This window comes from Paenibacillus sp. J22P218 (assembly GCF_056269195.1).
Map to the genome: position 1 here is coordinate 442,375 of NZ_JBWDNL010000006.1, position 19,623 is coordinate 461,997.

21 protein-coding genes are annotated in these 19,623 nt (G+C 52.5%); 7 read left to right on the forward strand and 14 right to left on the reverse strand.

Annotated features, from left to right (window positions below):
• Positions 1–5 precede the first annotated feature (5 nt).
• Positions 6–404 (reverse strand): YflT domain-containing protein, encoded by a 399-nt coding sequence (locus AC0YN0_RS25595; protein ID WP_337098376.1) that lies wholly within the window; start codon positions 402–404, stop codon positions 6–8.
• Positions 405–470: 66 nt separating this feature from the next.
• Complete coding sequence (locus AC0YN0_RS25600) at positions 471–635, reverse strand: DUF1328 domain-containing protein (RefSeq protein ID WP_475823783.1); 165 nt, start codon at positions 633–635, stop codon at positions 471–473.
• Positions 636–798: 163 nt separating this feature from the next.
• Between AC0YN0_RS25600 and AC0YN0_RS25605 the strand changes: the two genes are divergently transcribed.
• From AC0YN0_RS25605 to AC0YN0_RS25625, 5 genes are all read left to right on the forward strand, one after another.
• Positions 799–1,677 carry an alpha/beta fold hydrolase gene (locus tag AC0YN0_RS25605; RefSeq protein ID WP_475823784.1) on the forward strand — a complete coding sequence of 293 codons (879 nt, stop codon included), beginning with the start codon at positions 799–801 and terminating at the stop codon, positions 1,675–1,677.
• Between the two features lie 120 nt (positions 1,678–1,797).
• Positions 1,798–2,475: a GntR family transcriptional regulator gene (locus AC0YN0_RS25610; RefSeq protein ID WP_475823785.1), complete on the forward strand. Its 678-nt coding sequence runs from the start codon at positions 1,798–1,800 to the stop codon at positions 2,473–2,475.
• A 22-nt stretch (positions 2,476–2,497) separates the two neighbouring features.
• Positions 2,498–3,580, forward strand: coding sequence for a mannonate dehydratase (uxuA, locus tag AC0YN0_RS25615; RefSeq protein WP_475823786.1), 1,083 nt, complete (start codon positions 2,498–2,500; stop codon positions 3,578–3,580).
• Complete coding sequence (locus AC0YN0_RS25620; protein WP_475823787.1) at positions 3,580–4,446, forward strand: SDR family oxidoreductase; 867 nt, start codon at positions 3,580–3,582, stop codon at positions 4,444–4,446. The genes uxuA and AC0YN0_RS25620 overlap by 1 nt, the downstream gene beginning before the upstream one ends.
• A 432-nt stretch (positions 4,447–4,878) precedes the next feature.
• Positions 4,879–5,004 carry a DUF6254 family protein gene (locus tag AC0YN0_RS25625; RefSeq protein WP_337098382.1) on the forward strand — a complete coding sequence of 42 codons (126 nt, stop codon included), beginning with the start codon at positions 4,879–4,881 and terminating at the stop codon, positions 5,002–5,004.
• Between the two features lie 66 nt (positions 5,005–5,070).
• Here the strand turns inward: AC0YN0_RS25625 and AC0YN0_RS25630 are convergent, their stop codons facing one another.
• Positions 5,071–5,367: a 4a-hydroxytetrahydrobiopterin dehydratase gene (locus AC0YN0_RS25630; RefSeq protein ID WP_475823788.1), complete on the reverse strand. Its 297-nt coding sequence runs from the start codon at positions 5,365–5,367 to the stop codon at positions 5,071–5,073.
• A 31-nt stretch (positions 5,368–5,398) separates the two neighbouring features.
• A complete protein-coding gene (ssuE, locus tag AC0YN0_RS25635; protein ID WP_475823789.1) occupies positions 5,399–5,962 on the reverse strand; it encodes an NADPH-dependent FMN reductase in 564 nt (187 codons plus the stop codon).
• 237 nt (positions 5,963–6,199) lie between these two features.
• Between ssuE and AC0YN0_RS25640 the strand changes: the two genes are divergently transcribed.
• Positions 6,200–6,610: a hypothetical protein gene (locus AC0YN0_RS25640; RefSeq protein ID WP_475823790.1), complete on the forward strand. Its 411-nt coding sequence runs from the start codon at positions 6,200–6,202 to the stop codon at positions 6,608–6,610.
• Between the two features lie 104 nt (positions 6,611–6,714).
• On the opposite strand, the gene AC0YN0_RS25645 is transcribed toward AC0YN0_RS25640, so the two are convergent.
• The 3 genes from AC0YN0_RS25645 to AC0YN0_RS25655 all read right to left on the reverse strand — a co-directional run bounded on the left by AC0YN0_RS25645 (position 6,715) and on the right by AC0YN0_RS25655 (position 8,963).
• Complete coding sequence (locus tag AC0YN0_RS25645; RefSeq protein WP_442048361.1) at positions 6,715–7,002, reverse strand: HesB/YadR/YfhF family protein; 288 nt, start codon at positions 7,000–7,002, stop codon at positions 6,715–6,717.
• A gap of 280 nt (positions 7,003–7,282) precedes the next feature.
• Positions 7,283–8,185 (reverse strand): sugar phosphate isomerase/epimerase family protein, encoded by a 903-nt coding sequence (locus tag AC0YN0_RS25650; protein ID WP_475823791.1) that lies wholly within the window; start codon positions 8,183–8,185, stop codon positions 7,283–7,285.
• Positions 8,154–8,963: a phytanoyl-CoA dioxygenase family protein gene (locus AC0YN0_RS25655; protein WP_442048363.1), complete on the reverse strand. Its 810-nt coding sequence runs from the start codon at positions 8,961–8,963 to the stop codon at positions 8,154–8,156. The genes AC0YN0_RS25650 and AC0YN0_RS25655 overlap by 32 nt, the downstream gene beginning before the upstream one ends.
• A gap of 176 nt (positions 8,964–9,139) precedes the next feature.
• Between AC0YN0_RS25655 and AC0YN0_RS25660 the strand changes: the two genes are divergently transcribed.
• The gene (locus tag AC0YN0_RS25660) at positions 9,140–9,943 is read left to right on the forward strand and encodes a helix-turn-helix domain-containing protein (RefSeq protein WP_475823792.1); all 804 of its coding nucleotides are present in this window, start codon (positions 9,140–9,142) and stop codon (positions 9,941–9,943) included.
• Here the strand turns inward: AC0YN0_RS25660 and AC0YN0_RS25665 are convergent.
• The 7 genes from AC0YN0_RS25665 to AC0YN0_RS25695 form a co-directional block, all read right to left on the reverse strand.
• On the reverse strand, positions 9,922–10,806 hold the full coding sequence (locus AC0YN0_RS25665) for an ROK family protein (protein WP_475823793.1): 885 nt from the start codon (positions 10,804–10,806) through the stop codon (positions 9,922–9,924). The two genes, AC0YN0_RS25660 and AC0YN0_RS25665, sit on opposite strands and share 22 nt — an antisense overlap.
• Before the next feature lie 40 nt (positions 10,807–10,846).
• Positions 10,847–13,123: a GH32 C-terminal domain-containing protein gene (locus AC0YN0_RS25670; protein WP_475823794.1), complete on the reverse strand. Its 2,277-nt coding sequence runs from the start codon at positions 13,121–13,123 to the stop codon at positions 10,847–10,849.
• Between the two features lie 16 nt (positions 13,124–13,139).
• Positions 13,140–14,657: a glycoside hydrolase family 32 protein gene (locus AC0YN0_RS25675; RefSeq protein ID WP_475823795.1), complete on the reverse strand. Its 1,518-nt coding sequence runs from the start codon at positions 14,655–14,657 to the stop codon at positions 13,140–13,142.
• Between the two features lie 111 nt (positions 14,658–14,768).
• Complete coding sequence (locus AC0YN0_RS25680) at positions 14,769–16,373, reverse strand: ABC transporter substrate-binding protein (protein ID WP_475823796.1); 1,605 nt, start codon at positions 16,371–16,373, stop codon at positions 14,769–14,771.
• 101 nt (positions 16,374–16,474) lie between these two features.
• On the reverse strand, positions 16,475–17,371 hold the full coding sequence (locus AC0YN0_RS25685; protein WP_475823797.1) for a carbohydrate ABC transporter permease: 897 nt from the start codon (positions 17,369–17,371) through the stop codon (positions 16,475–16,477).
• Between the two features lie 15 nt (positions 17,372–17,386).
• On the reverse strand, positions 17,387–18,316 hold the full coding sequence (locus AC0YN0_RS25690) for an ABC transporter permease (RefSeq protein WP_475823856.1): 930 nt from the start codon (positions 18,314–18,316) through the stop codon (positions 17,387–17,389).
• A gap of 144 nt (positions 18,317–18,460) precedes the next feature.
• Entirely contained in the window at positions 18,461–19,465 is a 1,005-nt protein-coding gene (locus AC0YN0_RS25695) for a LacI family DNA-binding transcriptional regulator (protein WP_475823798.1), read from the reverse strand.
• Between the last annotated feature and the right edge of the window lie 158 nt (positions 19,466–19,623).

Sequence of the window (19,623 nt, forward strand, 5' to 3'; positions counted from 1 at the left end):
CGCTATTAAAAGACATAGTTAGGGTAATAGTACACATAAGGGTCATAATCTTCCCCGTCGTATTCCCTTCCTCCCCAAGCAATGACTAATATTTTATCTTGATCGAGCTCCCGTTCAAGGCGCTCCGCATCCGTCTTGGAGAGACCAAGCGACCTCATCTTCGCGCGCAGCTCATCGCCGCCTGAACGGAATATGTTCGCGATCGCCGTGCCGAGCCCTTCCTCCGCAACGCCGATCTTCTCAGCATCCGTCCTTTCCGCAAGCCGGTTCGTTCTGCCTTTGTCATGGGTCAGTACGAAAATATTTTCTTTCGCATAACCTTCAGTTTGGAATCGATACACCTGCTCTTGAACCTCCACCGCGTTATTCACCGTATGAACCTTCGTTTTCAGATCAATAGTCATTGTAAATTCCTCCCTTGATTCGTTTGAATTTGAGTTGCTGGCGTTAGACTTCCTAGTCCGTGTTAGTTAGCCCACTCGTCTTCGACCAAAGATAAGCGATGCCACAAATAAGATAAGAAAGACAACGAATAAAATTTTGGCGATACCCGCCAGTGCAGACGCAATGCCCATGAAGCCGAATATCCCTGCGACGATCGCGAAAATAAAGAAGATAAAAGCCCATCCTAGCATTGAAACCACCTTCTCTCACAAATTGTTTTGGCGAGCTTGTTACGTTATTAACCGGATCAAGGATAATTGAATCAGCTTACATGCATTTGTTTCAAAAAAGAGCCATGCGTTTAAGAACAATCACGCAAGCGCTACTAATAAATGAAAAGGCTGGTGAGGATCGATGAGTAAACAGCGTATTCACGTAAATGGCATCGATTTAGTCTATGAAGAGTGTGGAAGCGGCAACGCCATCGTCTTGCTTCACGGTTTCTGCGGCTCCTCCCGATATTGGCAAAAAATATGTCCCATGCTGGGCGACAACTATCGCGTCATTATGCCCCATCTGCGCGGGCATGGCGAATCCGAATCGCCGGAAGGCGTCTATTCCATGGAGGTAATGGCAGATGACATCGCTGCCCTGCTGGATGAGTTGGACATCGGACGTGTCGTGATGTTCGGACACTCGCTCGGAGGATATGTGACTGCCGCATTCGCGGAGAAGTATCCAGATCGACTGTCTGGCTTCGGACTCATCCATTCCACCGCCCTTCCTGATTCAGCTTATACGAAGCAGAAACGGCTTAGCGATATGTCCGTTATTCGCGAACAAGGGCTATCGGCCTTCATGAAGGAGCGCATCCCCGGGCTGTTCTCGAATGCGAAGCTTCGTTATATGGATGAAGAGATCGGACAGCTCATCGAGGTCGGACTCCAGATGACGCCGCAGGGCGCGATTTCGGCTTTGGAGGGCATGCTTCAGCGTCCCGATCGAAGCGATGTCCTTACCGGGGCGAAGTTCCCCGTATTGATCGTCGCCGGAGGAGAGGATAACGTTATTCCTCCCGAACGGTCTTTCTCCGTTACCTGCAACGGTGCGCCGCGCACGACGTATGCGTTTCCCCATATCCTGGAGACGACGTTCGAAGGCGCCGCCCATATGAGTCTCGTCGAGGTGTCCGACCAGCTCGCCCGGGTCATGGCTACCTACCTTCGCACCCTTGACGAACGGGAGCGGACCAGAGACGACGGAAGCAGAGAAGCCGCGGCTGGAGAAGCTTAATGGTGAGTTAGATAACCGGAGTCCCTTATGGGGGCTCCGGTTTTGTATTGAGCAAAAAAATATTCTCTTTTTACAACTTGTATGGTAGTATGGCAGTATTGAAACAAAGGAGGCGAGCGCATGAATTATATGATACGCACGCAGCCCGCTTCTACAAGAGATGCTGTCTATCTGAAGCTGCGGGAGCAGATTATGAAGCTGGAATTGCCGCCCGGAACGCCGCTGTCGGAGAATGAAACATCCACCTTGTTCCAGGTAAGCCGGACACCGGTTCGCGAGAGCTTCCTGCGGCTAGCGCAGGAGGGGCTTGTACAAGTACTGCCTCAACGCGGCACATTCGTATCGCTCATCGATACGGAGCTCGTCGAGGAAGGCCGCTTTATGCGGGAGCAGCTCGAGCGTTCGGTCATTCGGCTGGCATGCGACTATTTTCCAGAGGCTTCACTCGCACAGCTTGAGCTGAACCTTCAGCAGCAGAAGGACTGCATGACCAGACAGCAGGACAAAGATATGTTCGAGCTTGACGAAGCGTTCCACCGCATACTGTTCGAAGGCTGCCGCAAGAGCAACATTTGGGGTGTCGTCGGCCAAATGAATATTCACTTGAACCGAAGCCGTATGCTTCGGCTTGCGGACGACCATCACTGGGAGCATCTGTACGATCAGCATGAACGAATGGCCCAAGCGATCCGGGAGCATGATGCGGACAAAGCGGAGCAGCTCATGAAGGAGCACCTCAGCCTTAACATCACCGATCAGGCGCTGCTCAAGCAGAAGTACCCGAATTACTACAAATAACGATGACAGGAGAATGTCCACGATGAGAATGACGTTCAGATGGTTTGGCGAGAACAACGATACCGTCCCGCTGCGTTACGTAAGACAAATTCCCGGCGTAGAAGGCATCGTCTGGTCTCTGCATGACGTACCGGCCGGCGATGAATGGCCGATGGAGAAAATTCTCGAGGTCAAACGTCAAGCTGAAGAAGCCGGTCTGCACATTGACGTTGTTGAAAGCGTTAACGTACATGAGGATATTAAGCTTGGTTTGCCATCGCGCGAGCTGTACATCGACAATTACAAGAAGACGATTGTGAAGCTTGGCCAAGTTGGCGTAAAAGTGATTTGCTACAACTTCATGCCAATCTTCGATTGGCTGCGCACCGACCTGCATAAGGAAATGGCTGACGGCTCAACGGCGCTTTTCTACGAAAATGCCAAAATCGAAGGCGCAGACCCGTTCGAGCTCGTCGAGCGAATCAATGCCAATTCGGCGTTGACGATGCCGGGCTGGGAACCCGAGCGGCTGCAGCATCTGTCGAAGCTGTTCGAAGCTTATCGCGGCGTTACAGAGGAGCATCTGTGGGAGAACCTTCGCTACTTCTTGAACGAAATCGTTCCCGTCGCCGAAGAGAACGGCATCCGAATGGCCATTCACCCGGACGATCCGCCGTGGCCAATCTTCGGCTTGCCGCGCATCATGACGACGCAAGACAACTTCCGCCGTTTCTTGAAGCTGTATGACAGCCCTTATAACGGCATTACGTTGTGCAGCGGCTCGCTAGGCGCCAATCCGAATAACGACATTATCGGGATGATTCGCGAATTCGCGGATCGCATTCCATTCGCTCATATCCGCAACGTCAAAGTATACGATAACGGCGACTTCATCGAGTCTTCGCATCGCTCGCAGGACGGTACGGTCGATATCGCAGGCGTCGTAGCCGCTTATCACGAGACCGGATTCACCGGCTATGCGCGACCTGACCATGGCCGCCATATTTGGGACGAGCAATGCAGACCTGGTTACGGCCTCTATGACCGTGCGCTCGGCATTATGTATTTGTGGGGCGTATGGGATTCACTTGTGCGTGAGGCAGCGGTGAAAGGAGCGAATTCATAATGGCAGAACAACAACTGCAATTGCCGAAGCATGAGGCTCTGAACGGCAAAGTAGCCGTCGTCACGGGCGGCGCGGGCGTTCTATGCCGAGTAATGGCTATTGAGCTTGCACGTCAAGGCGCGAAGGTCGCGATTCTGAACCGTACCGCAGCCAAGGGCGAAGCGGTCGTCGAAGAAATTCGCGCCGCAGGCGGCACGGCGATTGCCGTTGCTTGCGACGTGACGAGCATCGAAAGCACGCAGGCTGCTGGCCGCAGCGTACTCGAGCAGCTCGGACCTTGCGATATTCTTATTAATGGCGCAGGAGGCAACCATCCAAGCGCCAATACGACGCATGAGACGTTCAAGCCGGAGCATCTCGGCGCAGAAGGCATTACGACAATGTTCAACCTGAGCGTCGAGGGCTTCCGCAACGTCATGGACTTGAATTTCGTCGGCACGCTTATCCCGACGCAAGTGTTCGCGGAACAGATGCTTGGCCGCTCCGGCGCAACCATCATCAACATATCGTCGATGGCCGCTCCGTCACCAATGACGAAAGTGCCTGCATATGCCGCCGCCAAGGCTGCTATCAACAACTTTACGCAATGGCTTGCCGTTCATCTCGCTGAATCCGGCATACGTGTGAATGCGATCGCTCCAGGCTTCTTCCTTACGGAGCAGAACCGTAAGCTGCTCACGAATGAGGACGGCTCGCTTACGGAGCGCTCGGGCAAGATCATCTCGCATACGCCGATGCGCCGCTTCGGCAAGCCGGAGGACTTGCTCGGCGTGCTGCTCTGGCTCGCCGACGAGACGACGGCCGGCTTCGTAACCGGCACAACCATTCCGGTTGACGGCGGCTTCCTCGCTTACTCCGGCGTTTAGGAGAACCTGCACTTCATACGACAGCCTGCACGCTATGTACGTGCAGGCTGTCTTTTTTATAACGAGTAACTTACAATAACTGCCTACTCTCACCTGTAACGTCTCCCCCTCCAGCCCTCCGTGCACGTGTCACCCAGTTGCCCCGGTTGCACTTTCTGCAACAGAAATGACTTCTACTCGTTTAATCTCTCATCCTTATTGCACAAACAGCAACTGACCCGCGAATGCCGGCCCAAGAAGTCTGCCGTATCAAGGATTCCGTTGCAAAATCTTCAATGACAAGGAGTATAGGAACAAATTATTCGCCATTCTGTTGCATACAGTACAACGGACGAAATCTTTAGCACCGGTACAAAGCCTCAACCACATCTCAATTATAATTCTGCCGATACTGCGACACACTACTCCTTGGAAGGAAGGTGAGACGCAGCTATGACATCATCGCAAAATCGCCGAGAAAACGCTTGGAACCAGCGCAAGCATAGGCAACAGCCGCACGGCAAAGTGAAGTCGCTGGAGGAGCTTAGCAAGGAAGCCGAAAGCAAGGACAAAGAGTAGAACCATCTATAACAACAAAAGAGCAGTCCAAACGGCCCATAAGGCGTTTGAATTGCTCTTTTTCCATTAGCTCTCCACGAAAAGATCGTCGAATTCGGCGGCCGTCTCGAAGTCAAGCTCGGTTAGACCGCCTGCATGCCATGAGGTTAACTTTAAAGTAATAAGCTTGTATTCAATAACGATGAACGGATGATGATTCAACCTCTCCGACGCTTCGGCTACTCGATTGACGAACGAAATGCCTTCCATATACGTCTGAAATCGATACTTGCGAATGATCCACTTCCCATCAGCGAGCTTCCAAGCCGGTCTCACCTCAAGCAACTGTGCAACTCGCTCTTCCGATAATTTCGCAGCAGCCATATTCAGCTCCTCCCATCGCCATGCCCTTTAATTATTGATTCGCGCGGCTCTCCGCACGGACAGTCTGCCAATGCAATTCCTCAATGAATTCGCCTGTCGAACGATCCAAGCGTTCGATCAGCTCCTCGGACAAGCCGTACCCGCCGCCTTCCAGACGCTCGATCCATGGATCGATCGCGTAAACGCCGCCTAATACGACACGGCCGCCTAATGCTGCGATAACCGGCTTGAGCGCAAAGTCGATGCTAAGCAGATGAGCGATTGTTCCGCCAATGAACAGCGGATAAGTAATTTTGCCCTTCAAGCCAGTCTGCGGCAGCAAATCAAGGAACGTCTTCAGCAGACCTGTGTACGAAGCCTTGTAGACGGGACTTGCAATCACAACACCGTCTGCATCGTTGACTAAGGCTGTAGCCCGCTGCAGCTCCTCATTGCCGAATTGCGCTTTCACCAGCGCTTCAGCAGGCAGGTCGGCTACGTTGATGCGAATAACTTCATGACCTTCCGCAGTTAGCTTTGCTTCTACGTATTCAACGAGCCCATACAGACGCGAGTTTGACGTTGGACTACCGGATATGACAGCTATTTTACTCATGAATAATTCCTCCGCTTGGTTCGTATTTTTATTCATTTTAACATATTTCATTATGAAGTAAATGCATTTGGCACAAAAAAACATACTAAATAGGTATGAATTATAAGGATTATTCAAATGGATGCCCAAACTGCCGAATAGACGATGAATTGTCCCTTTTAACGCAACTAAACCTACTTACTTGCGTCTTCATTATCGGCAGATGTTGGTAAGCATGCAAGGAAAGGGCGGAACAAGGTGACACGGCAAAGTAAAAGGATCATATTGCTTGGTTCGATATTCGTGCTTGGATTCATTATTTTCTCGGCCTACTCCCTATTGAAGAGCAATATGGATTTGATCAGGCAATTCCAGCGCTTCTCAGTAACGGTAAGCAATCAGACAGATAGTGATATTATCGCCTTAGAAGCAGGCATCGTGAACGGCGACTCCAAGCAGCAATTCGAGCAAACGATTCGAAGCGGCGAGGAAATTAAGATTAAGCCGAAGCTCAGCTTAGCTGGGGAGGGCGGTATCTATATCAAATACAAGGATGCCAGCGGCGAAACGAAGCAACAGGCCGTCTGCTCGTATACCGAATCGCTGTCAGGTTATTCAATCGTTACGATTGAGCCGGAAAAAGTGATCGTAAAAGAAAAATGCATGTAGGTTAAGACATGAAAAAACCTCCGCGTCAGGTCGCCTAATCGGCTGCCTGACTCGGAGGCTTGTTTATGTTTATCGGCTTTAGTGGCTGAATCATCAAGCTTCGCTTACTGCACTTTCATCATAATTTCTTCGAACTTCTCGTTGAAAGAGATTCGGAGCTCTTTGTTATCCAAGTACCATAGGTTGTCTTCTTCCATATAGAAGGTTACGCCGTCCACCGTATGCGACAGTCCAACCTTTCTCGGAGTCTCCTTCGTAATCCCTAGCGACAGTCCCGGATGCACGCTGCCGCAGCCGCCCAGCCGCACGAAAATTCGTACGTGATCGCCCTCCGATAAACCCATCTCGCTCTTATACCAGCTAGCCGCCGGCTGCTCCACTACAATATTCATTGTTGTCAGCTCCTTATTGTGATCATTCCTAATTGTATGGATAGTTTGTTCTATTCATTTAGATGGATAAAGTTATCGAACTATTATCATCCATCATTGCGAATTAACGTCTTTCTGTCAATCCTTCGCTTGAGCGAGATTGGACAAATACGCTTATATACTATTAAACGCAGGTGAAGCCGATTTGGCTTCAAGCTTGCCATTATTTTTTTACAATAAATTAAAAATAAACAAAAATAGGACCATCTCGCAGTTTGGATGCTGCGGGACAGTCCTGCTTCTATTCGCTTAATGCCTCCGACCATGCTCGGCGCAATATGTCCTTCAATAGCAGCGATTGCTGCCAACGGTCGCTTATTTCCTTCGTTCGCCCCGCGTGCTCGTCAATCGTTATCGCATATCCGGGTGGACCTAGCTCGCACACGGCTGTCAGCGTAACTTCCTGGTTATTCCTGGATCGCAGCCAATGCTTCATGCCTTCCTTCCACCACCGCTTGAAATGCGGAGCCATCGGATGCTCGCCATTGTCGCCAATGCTGACCTGTACCTGCTCGCCGTTCGAGACGCGAGCATGTATGCTCGCCGTATGGACGAGCAACTCACCGAGCAGCGCCTCTGCTTCGTCAGAGATCGTATGAAGCTCCCCAGCGACAACGTAATGGGAAAAATCGATCGTCAGCGGCAGACCGCTTAATTGATGGACATAATCGGCAGTGCGGATCAGATCCTGCGTAATCGTACCGCGATGCGTTTCAATATGGACGGGGAGCTCATACGCTGCTCCAAGTCGCTTCAGCTCGCCAAGCAACGATATTGCTGGTTCGTCAATCAGGAACGGTGTCATCACCTGGGCATTGATGAACGCTATATCCCCATCATAAGCGCGCACCTTTTGCAGAAACTGTTCTAGATCTGCAGCAGTCCTTGGATACGTGTTGACGCTTAGCGCCAGCTCGTACTTGGCAAGCAGCCTGCGCCACTCCGCTGCTTCTTCGGGCGCTGGGATGAAGCCGTCAATGCCGTCGAAGCCTGCCTCCGCAATCTGAGCGAACCTCTCCTCAAGCGACCATTCGCGATCACCTTCGCCCAGGCCGCTCATTCCCCACCATGACATATGAACGGCGAGCGTAGGTTTCTCCCAATGTGCGTGATCAGTGTGGATAGACGTTCTCGAATTCGACACCGCAAGGTCCTCCGTCCGGGTTGTCTTCCAAAATAACCTCCGAGCCGTCGGCACGGAACAGCGGTTTGTAGTAATGTGAAATTTTCGTAGCCGACTGGTTCGCATAGTGACAAATAAAGGCGCGGCGGAAACGATCCTTCGTTTTGTTACGGTAAGAGCCGTGTATCAGATTGCCATTGAAGAACAGCACGTCGCCTTTGTCCATAATGGCGGGGATTGCTTTCTCATCCTTCGGCGGCTTCACGTAATGCGTCGTGAATGACTCTTTGGAATCTGCGATGTCAGGGCAGACGATCTCGTAATCATTCGTCTTCGGCACGATAAGCAAGCCTCCGTTCTCCTCATCCGCAGCATCGACCGCCGTCCATGCGGCAATGCAGTTGCCCGGTTCTACCTGGAGGTAGAAATTGTCTTGATGGAGCGCCTGACCGCGCGAGCCTGGCGGCTTATAATAGAACATGCTTTGGGCAGCGTATGCTTCCTCGCCGTACAAATCCGCCAATATGTCAAGCACCGGCTCGTGAAGCATATAACGCTTCGCCGCTTCATTGAATCGATGCGGATGCATGACTCGCGGATAGCGGGTAAGCGGATCTGTCACCTCTGAATCAAGCTTAGGCTCGAAATACCCTGGAATCGTCTTCTGGCTAATATCCTCGAAGGTTGTCTCGATCTCCGCGAGTTCCTCTGGCTTGAACAATCCTTTCACAATCAGATAACCCTGCTCCTCGAAAAACTGTTTCTGCTCCTGCGTCAACGCTCGTAAAGCTGTACTCATTGTGTATCCCTCCATCGTTTTGCTGGTATGCTCTCAGTATAGGAAATTGAAGCATATCGATGAAGTAACAATGATGCTCTCTTGTCACACAATTCTGCTATCACACTAGTTTTTAAGAACAAACAGCGTTATGCTTTGAATATAAATTCTGTTGTGAGAGGAGAGGAGCTGTGGCCATGCTTAAATTGAACGTTCCAACGGAATATAACGGCTCTGCGGCAGGAATTGTGTTGTCCGGTCACTTCGATGAGCCGGATACTTATGCAGCCTCCCGGCCGGCAGGCATGGGCGATTGGCTGATTACGTATACGATCGCGGGCGAAGGGTACTTCCATATTCCCGGTGAGGAGCTCAAATGCAAGCCCGGCGATGTCACTTTGATGAGACCGGATACGCCTCATCAATACGGAACGGCAAAAGGGATGCGCTGGCACTTCATCTGGGCGCATTTTCCCGATCATGCCATACAGGCGAATCTGCTGCCGGAAGCGAAGCTGTTTAATGAAACGGTTGCGGGGGATTCCGCTCGCAAGCGAATATATAGGGCGTTCTCCCGAATACTATCGGACTCCAGGGAACGCAGCAGCTATTGGAACGAGCTTTGCCTCGCCTCGCTTAGCGAAGTGCTTATTCTGCTCGCGCGCAGACGGAAGCAGCACTTCGACAGCCGCGTCGAGGAAACCTTGAATCGCATCTCGCAAGGGATGCGCGAGCCTCTCAAGATCGAAGAGCTGGCTTCAGCCGTCCAGCTCTCGTCATCGCGCTTGTCGCATCTGTTCAAGGAGAGTACCGGACTGTCGATCATTGATACGCTGAATCAAATGCGCATTCGCCAAGCTGCGCTGCTCCTGGAGCATACGGATAGAAGCTTAGCCGACATCGCGTACGACGTCGGCTATCAGAATTACAATCATTTTATTAACCAGTTCCATAAGTGGCAGGCAGTTAGCCCCAGCAGTTATCGCAAGGAAAGACGATGAGCTTCTAACCCGAGTGCGAGCGAGCCGCATAATCCGGCATTGTCGCCAAGGCCTGGAGGAACGATATAGCTTTCGATACCGCCAAGCAGCGGCTCTGCGCTCACATACCCGTTCAGATTACGCTGCACCTCGGCGCGAATTAGCGGGAATAGCTGCTCCTGATGCATGACGCCGCCTCCGAGTATAATCTTCTCGGGGGACAGCAAGAGGATCGTAGACGTCAACGATTGGCCGATATAATAGGCTTCCATCGCCCATGCCTCATGATCAGCGCCCAGCTCGCTGCCCTTGACGCCCCAACGCTTCTCGATGGCTGGACCGGCTGCCATTCCTTCCAGGCAGTCTCCGTGATACGGACAGCAGCCCTCGAAGCGATCATCACCATGTCGGCGCGTCAGTATATGGCCGCCCTCCGGATGAACAAGGCCGTGAATGGGCTTGCCCTCGGCATAGACGCCCACACCGATCCCCGTCCCTATTGTGTAATAGACGCAGCTGTCCAGCCCTTTCGCCGCACCCCACTTGGCCTCGCCGTAGGCTGCGGCATTCACGTCGGTATCCCAGCCTAGCGGTACGTCGAACTCCGCTCGCAACGCTCCCAGAAAGTCGAAGCCTGACCAACCTGGCTTTGGTGTCGTCGTAACGTATCCATACTGCCCGCTGTGCGGATCAAGGTTGATCGGACCAAAGCTGCCGATACCGATCGCCTCTACGCCTTTGCCGCTAAAGTAAGCGATCGCCTGGGCGAGCGTCTCCTCCGGCTGCCCGGTCGGGAAGCTGATTCGATCCGAGATGGCGCCGTTCTCGTCGCCTATTCCGCAGACGAACTTCGTCCCGCCCGCTTCTATCGCACCTATTCGCATTGCCTTATCTCTCCTTCATTTCATGACAACGTCGCTGCGATTACGATGATTCGTACGCGGACGCCATCCTCCAAATATCAATCGACTTTATCATTATGGAAGGTTCGCCCGAAAGCTGCAAGCCAAGTGAGTCTTCACGGCTCGGATACGCTCTCGTCGTCACGCTCTTCAACCCGTTCGCGTACGCTTCGATCATCGAGCGGTCCAAGTAAACCCGCAGCCGCAGCGCTTCGCCGGCCAGTTCCAGCTTCCCGCTTTGGACGCCTCTCGAACGCGCCTCGGGATCTAGCGTCGACTTCGTGCGATCCACTCCGAGCTCGGACTGATTCCTATCATAATAAATCACCGTCTCTTCTTCTCCGTCCGGTGATCTCCTTACGCCAATCCCGATATCGTTTTCTTCCGCCTCGGCAAGCTCGAACACAACTTCAAGCATATCGCCCTTCACATTCGCAAGCCGCTCGTTGACCTCAGTAAGCGATACGTTCGCTAACGATACCAGATGCTCGCCGCGCAGCGACTGCAGCTCCTCTATAGGCTCAACGCCAAGCTGTCCATCCTCTCGAAGAGACAAGCAGAGCGGCAAACCCGCATTATGCGCCCAGCCCGAATCATAGTCTACCTGCGGCGTCCGTTCGCCCTGCGCAATCGTGAACACGATATTGCGCCCCGTCCTCGGATCTACCATGCCGCTTGGCCCGGTAAAATGGAAGTCACCGACATCGATAAGCTGCGGCTCTTCGCGATCGGGCTTGAACCGAAATGCTTCCGTATCGAATGTCCCGATCCAGTAGAACACCTCTACGTCCGCCCCAGGTCCTAGCGGGCTGATAAGAAATACATGCTTCTCCTTGCCCCCGCCATCCTTGCCAAGCGGCAGCAGCACGGGCAGCTCCCACATATTGCCGAGATACGGATAGACGGCCGGATCAACCGTGAAGAACTCGCCCTTATAAGACCAATCCGTCATGTTCCGAGACGTGTAGGCCAGCGCCGTTCCTCCGCGCCCGTCGTCCGTTCCCGTACCGATGAGCAGATACCACAACTCGCCTTCCTTCCATACGAACGGATCACGGAAGTCGCCGAACATGCCCTGGCCCTTCTCCTGCACGATTAAAGGCGCCGGATGCTTTACCCACTTCGCAAGATCGGAATCGCCGTCCTGCAAGAACGTACTGCGAGCTAGACCGACACGCTGATTAGGCGACGCGCTATCGTCCCCCGCCGTGAAGAAAAGCGCGGGCACGCCGTTCCCGTCATATGCGGCGCTGCCCGACCAGACGCCATCGGGATCGACTTGCCCCTTCTCGGGCGTAAGCGCAACCGGCAAGTCCCGCCAACGCACCATATCGTCGCTCACCCAGTGACCCCAATGAATTTGCGACCAATAAGGCCCTTGGGGATTGTGCTGATAAAAAAGATGATATTTCCCTTCAAAATAGATCGGAGCATGCGGTTCGTTCATCCAATGCGCCGGCGGACTCGCATGATACTGCGGCCGGTGCCGGTCCTTCAGCAGCGGCGTGCGGTCGAGCCGAATATTCGCTTCCGCGATCGCAGGCACGACTCCGCCGTAAGGCGCAAGATCCAGCTCAACGGAATACGCGATCTCCTCTGCCGTCAGAGCTCGTCGGTATATCTTCACCTCGTCCATCAGGCCGCCGAATAGATGATGCCGGAACGCTTCCGCCAGCACCTTAGCCTGATTATTCCGGCCGATGAGCAGATCAGTACCGCACGAAGTAATCGGCGCATGTGCCGGCGTAGGATGAGCGGCTGCTTGAACGCCGTTCAAATAAAGCCTCATCATCGATTCCTTCCTGTCGAAGGTGGCCGCCACATGCGACCACTTATCCTTCTCAAGCGGCTGATCCTCGCACCACAGTTCGATCCAGCGTCCCTCAATGCCGACCTGAAGCGACCACGAGCCATGCCGGTACATGCCGAGTATAAAACCTTCTCTCGCTTCCCGGTCATGCCGGTTCACGATCGCCGAAAGCCGCTGATCCTCCCCCCACTCGTAAGAACGCGGAGCAACCCATGCCGTAATGGTCAGCGCATCAAGCGGCTGCTCTACGGCATCCGCCGTACGGCTAATCCAGGTTGAATAGCCGTCGAACAGCAATGCGTTTCCCGAAATGCCTGCCACGCGCTTCGGATCGGCAGATTCCGTAAACCTCGCATCCAACAGGGCATATGAAATCTCGTCTTGCCTTCCGCTGACGACATCCAGTGCGGTTCTGCCATCCGTCTCATCTAACGGCCAATAACCGATTAGATCGCCATCCAGCGTCGCCTTGTCTCCTTTTTGAACCATAAATGCTCCCCCTTGCTTATTTTTGTACCGTTTCCTTTGTCGTTGACGAGGCATACACGGAATGCAGCGGATAGTACTGCAAAGAAACAACGCGTACACTTCCCCCTGCCGCGTACAGCTCGATACAGTCATTCCCGGCATGAGGGAACAATTGGTCCGTCATGGCCAATCCTCCTTCGTCCGCGAATAGCTCGACAGACGACCGGTCTACCCATAAGCGAAGCTTGACTCGCCCGTTCGAAGCCGCAAGGGGGGCGCCATGCTTGCAAGCGAACTGGGGATGAAACGCCGAGTCGCCCGCCTTCGTTCTATCGATAAACAGTTCGCCGGCCGCTACATCGTAGCCGACGATCGTTTCATATTCTACGTCGTCGCGGGTACCGGACTTAAGCTTAATGCCGAATTCGGCTGCTGTTCCGAGCTCGAACTCCACTGCCATCTCTAGCAGCTCACCTTGCTCTGCTATAAGATGATTATGACCCGGCTCTATCGTCAGATCGCTCCATTCGGTTCCGCCTAGACGAAGTCCGTCAAGCGCATCAAGCGCGTGCTGGATCAGGCGAATGCCTCCAGCCCGTTGCTCCAGCGACAGCTTGCGGGGAAGCGTCATCGCGCCGCGCCATTCGCCCGTCGGAATAAGGTTCGCGTATTTCCAATTGTTCATCCAGCCGATAAGAAGCCGATCTTCGCCATTGCCTGGCGCATCTGACCACGTCACGCCCGCATAGTTGTCGCGGCCGTGATCCATCCATAGGATCGTCTCCGGCGTATTGTCGTTCACGAAAGTTCGACCGTCGAACTCTCCGACGAAATATTGCGTACGGGAGCCTTCCGGCATCTGCTCGTTGTCGCCGATGCTTACAATCATAACCCACTTCTCATTGCCCTTCCGACCATCGACGGGCAGAGCGAACAGATCGGGGCACTCCCAAACGCCGTCATGCGATCCATCGGCAGCACCGAATTCGCTCGCGAATGTCCAGTCCTGCAAATTGTTTGACGTATAAAGAAATAAACGATCGCCGGCCGCAAGTACCATGACCCAATGCTTCGAAGCTTCATGCCAGAATACTTTCGGATCGCGGAAGTCGGGGCATCTCGTGTCCGTCAGCACCGGATTGCCCGCGAATGGTATCCAAGTACGACCGTTATCTCTGCTGTACGCGATGCTTTGTCGCTGCTTGGATTGGTCCGAGCCTTCGATCATCTCGGTCTGCGTATAAATCGCAACGAGCCCTGCGCCGCCTTCAAAAAATCCGCTCGTATCGTGCCAATCGACTACCGCGCTGCCGGAGAAAATCGTGCCGTTGCGATCGGGGGAAAGCGCGATTGGCTGATGCTCCCACCTTACAAGATCGCGGCTTATCGCATGACCCCAGTGCATCGGTCCCCACACCGTGCTCTCCGGATGATGCTGGTAGAACAAATGGTACTCGCCATCGAAGTACACCATGCCGTTCGGATCGTTCAGCCAATGGGCCTCGGGCGTAAAATGAAATTGAGGTCTTAGCGGGTGGTTATACGTATGCTTCATTCGGTTCTCTCTCCTCTTTATCCATCATGCACGCATTCATGTGCAGGGCGATAGATAAACATCGACGGAACATTCGGATGGAATGCTCCGTCGATGCCCATCATTATCTAATTATTTTTGAGCTTCTTTATATCTGTCTAGCGCCGTTTGGTAGATCGTCATCAGCTTGCTAAGGCCCATATCCTCGACCTTCTTCACATAGCCGTCCCATGCTGCGTCCGTCACGCCGTCGACGATAAACTTCGCTCTTTGCGTATTGACGTATTTCATTAGCTCCGGCTCGATTTGGTTAATTTGATCAAGCTCTTCCGGCTCGAAGAAAATCGTCGGATAGTTTTCCTTCTCCATGAACGGCTCGTAGGTTTGCTCCAGATCCTTCTTCCTCTGCTGCGCGCGCGGCTCCATATCCACGATCGTCTTGAAGTGGTCCTTCGTGATCACGCCCGCGCCGTTCGGAGCGACCTTCTGGCGGAATTCGCCCATCGATACGCCTTCCTCAAGCGGGAGGTTGACCAGCTTGCCGCTAGCATCCTTCTCGTAAATGACGCCGATCGGGCCCCAGTGAATTTGCGCCGCCATGTACGGCTCGTATTGCTGGTCGATCCAGCGCATCGTTACTTCCGGATTTTCGTTGTCCTTCGTAATAACGAATGCGTTGCGGCCAGGTCCGCCGCCATTGCCGCGACCGATCGTCTTGTCACCGTTAGGTCCCGTAAGCGGGGGTACAAGAGCGTAATTTTTAGCCTGCTCCGTGCCTACAACCTCTTCGATTTCCCACCATACATAAGAGCCAAGCGTAGGCTCCGGCGTCTTGCCTTTGGCCAAATATTGCGGAGCGTCCTGCGTGAACGATTCGGGATCGATGAGTCCTTGTTTGTACCATTTTTCGTTGAAGTAAGTCAGCGCTTCTTTGTACTGCGGCTGCGTAGCCGTGAAGATGACTTTACCGTCGCGCACAATGCGGTGATCCAGATTATCAGGCATGCCGAACGCGCCGAACAGCCCGCCGATATCCATGCACCATTGCATATGCATGAAGCTGAGCGGTACTTCGTCAGCTTTGCCATTGCCATTCGGATCGAGCGTCTTGAAGGCGACAAGCGCAGCCGTATACTCGTCAAGCGTTTCCGGGAATTTCAAGTTCAGCTTGTTCAGCCATTCCGTATTGATGACATGGAAGAACGGATTCGTTCCGAGCTCGTTCTCCTCCCAAGTCGGCAATCCGTAGATATGCCCGTTCGGAGCGGTGATCGCCGCCTTCACATCCGGTCTTTCTTCAAGCAGCTTATTCAAGTTAGGCGCGTATTCTTTGATCAAATCCTCGAGCGGAATGATCGTGCCGTCTTCCCCGTACGTAATCAATTCATAATCGGAAAATTGCGAAGCATAGAACGCATCCGGCAGATCGCCGCTTGCCAGCAGCAAGTTTTTCTTCTCCCCGTAATCGGTGTCGGGAATGTTATTCCATTCAATATGAACGTTCGTATCGGTTTCCAGCCGCTTGAATATTTCCATCTCGTTATATTCCGGAGCAAGCTGAGCCTTCGGCGACACGATCGACAGCGTTACTTTCTCGTTTACGATCGGTAGCCCTTCTTTGTTGATCTCTGTGCTCGGCGTTTCTTTGCCATTGTTCGCATCGTTGCTTCCGCAAGCGGAAAGCAGCATTCCGGCGCTCAGCATGACGCTTACGGCAATCGACCCTGCTTTTTTCATTTGATGAGATCCTCCCTTTTTAGTATCGCTTTTTATCTATTATCAACCGAGTCCGATCCGCGGAAATACGGAGCCCGGCGACAACCGCTAATGCAAGGGCGTTAGCCCTTGATGGAGCCGATCATGACCCCTTTGACAAAATAACGCTGCAGGAACGGATACAAAATAAGCAGCGGAAGACTGGCGATGATAATGACGCCGTATTTGATCAGCTCGGTTACCCTTAGCTTGGCGGCATACGATTCCACGTCGATCATCATGCTTCCGTTCACTTGATTTTGCACAAGAATATTGCGCAGGACGAGCTGGAGCGGATACTTCGACTCCTCGTTCAAATAAATCATGGCGTCGAAGAAACCGTTCCAGAAGCCGACCACGTGATATAGCACCATAACGGCAATAATCGGCTTCGACAGCTGAAGGACCATGCTGAAGAAAAAGCGCGTGTTCGAGCAGCCGTCGATGAAAGCAGCCTCCCGCATTTCGTCGGGAATCGTGCTTTGGAAGAAGGTGCGCACGATGATGATGTTGAACACGCTTCCCGCGCCCGGAATAACGAGCGCCCATATTGTATTGATCATGTTCAGATCTTTGATCAGCAAGTAGGTCGGTATAAGTCCCCCGCCGAAAAACATCGTGAACATGAAGAACCACATAAACAGCCCTCTGCCGACAAAGTCTCTGCGTGCCAGCGGATACGCGGCGAGCAGCGTGACGGCCACGCTAATTAGCGTGCCGACAACGGCATACAGCAGCGAATTGCCGTACCCGATCCATATCGTCGCATCCGCGAAGATCCGCTCGTAGCCGTCAAGCGTCAGCCCCTTGGGCAATAGCCAGATTTGGCCGGAATAAATCATATTCGGATCGCTGAACGATGCAATGAACACGAAATAGAGCGGATAAAGGATTAACAGCATCGCGATCGTAAGCAGCGTGTAATTGGCGATATCAAAAGCAAGATCGCCTTTGGATTTTCTTCTAAGCAGCGCATTCATGTCTAGTTAGCCTCCTTACCATAAGCTCGTTTCCGTTAGCCTCTTGGCTACGCGGTTCACCGTTACAAGCAGTACGACGTTGATGATTGAATTGAACAGTCCGATTGCGGCGGAGAAGCTGTACTGCGCCTTCTGAATCCCGAGCTCATACACGTAAGTCGGAATAATGTTGGAAGTTGCATAGTTTAAGTCGCTTTGCATCAGATAGGCTTTCTCGAAGCCGATACTCATAATATTGCCGACCGCAAGAACCATCAGGATGATGATTGTCGGAAGTATGCTAGGGATATCGACATGCTTAACCCGCTTCCACTTGCTCGCCCCGTCCATAATCGCCGCCTCGTGCAACTCGGGGTTGACGCCGGCCAGCGCGGCCAAGTAAATTATCGTTGCGAAGCCGGTCTCTTGCCATATGCCGGACAATACGTACAGCGGTCGGAACCAGCCTTCGTCGGCCATGAACAGGATTGGATCCCCGCCAAAGAAAGCGATGACGTGATTGACGAGACCGCTGTTCGGAGATAGAAAGACGTTCAGCATGCCGATCAATACGACGGTGGAAATAAAATGCGGTGCATAGATAACGGTTTGCACGAACTTCTTGTACCGCTTCGCCATCATCTGATTGAGCATAAGCGCAACGAGTATCGGGACAGGGAAGCTGAAAACGAGCGAGTATACGCTTAGAAGCAGCGTATTTTCCATAATAGGCCAGAAGTTATACGCCTCGAAAAACCGCTGAAAATGATCGAAACCTACCCATTCGCTGCCCCAAATCCCTTTGCTTGCGCGAAAATCTTTGAAAGCGATTTGAACGCCGTACATCGGGTAATACTTAAATACGAGATACAACAAGACCGCCGGCAAAATGAACAAATACAGCTCATAGTTTTGCCGGATCTTCGGCCATAATCGATTGCCCTGCTTGTTGGTCGGACGATGCATGCCTTGCGGCAAAGCAGCGGTGTTATCAGATTTCTTCATACGTCGTTTGCACCCACCCTCTCACACGTAATCGTTTGCGTAAACGATTACGTGATACTTATAGCTTTCAGCTTAATCGTTTAAAGACTAGAGTAGGTTCTTCGTTTAAGAAGAACCTCTTATGACAAGCTCGGTCGGAAGCCTGACTTCCTTGTAATCCGCATCGGGATTCTCGATCCGCTCCAGCAAAATATTCGCGGCTGCCTCTCCAAGCTCGAAAGAAGGCTGTTTGACCATGGACAATGCCGGCCTTGTTACTCTGGCCCATTCATAATCGTCGAAGCCGATGATCGCGATATCGTCCGGAACGGCAATGTTATTTTCCTGCAGATAATGGAGCGCTCCCATAGTCATGACGTTGTTCGCTACGAATAATGCCGTTATCCGATGATTCGTAATGAGCGTCTGCGTCAGCCGATATCCGCTGTCAAAGCTGGAATTGGTGGAATCCGCTACCTGTATTAATTGTTCCTCGATTGTCAGTCCGTTATCCGACAAGGCTTGTTTATAACCCGCTAACCGTTCATCGCTTGTCGTTAACCCCAGCGACCCGGTGATGAAGCCGATTCGTTCATGCCCTTTGCCGATTAGATGGCTGGCCGCCTCGTAAGCCCCTCTCGCTCCTTCGGTCAACACGCAGTCTCCTTGTGCTTCTGTTGGCTTGCGGTCGATGAAGACGACTGGATAGTCGCCGGTTCTCAGCGTATCCAAGTACGCGTGCTCCTCGTAGGTCGGAGCCATGATCAGCCCGTCGATCAATTGAGAATTGAACATCTTCACTTGCGCCTGTTCGGTTGCGATATCGTCCTTCGTATTGCTTAGGATCAAGCTGTAGCCCTTCTCCGTAAGAACGTTTTCAATCCCTTGCGCAATGGACATGAAGAAGAAGCTCGCCGTATCGCCCGGCATAATCGGCACCATCAATCCGATAATCTTGGACTGCTTGCTGCGCAAGCTTCGCGCGACGCTGTTCGGCTGATACTTTAATTCCTTCATGACCTCCAGCACTCTCATCTTCGTCTCGTTGGCGACGTAACGGGTTCCGTTGATCACATGGGATACGGTGGCGGTAGATACATTGGCTCGTTTGGCCACTTCCTTAATGCTCATCGGTATGTCTTTGTCCCCTTAGGTAATCGTTTACGTAATCGTTTAACTGGATTATAAGCGTTTTCATCATCAGTCGTCAATACCAAAATAAAAAAGGTTGTCCCGATATCGCGCCATGCAGTTTGCACGCCTTTCGAAGGACAACCTTCCCGGAATGA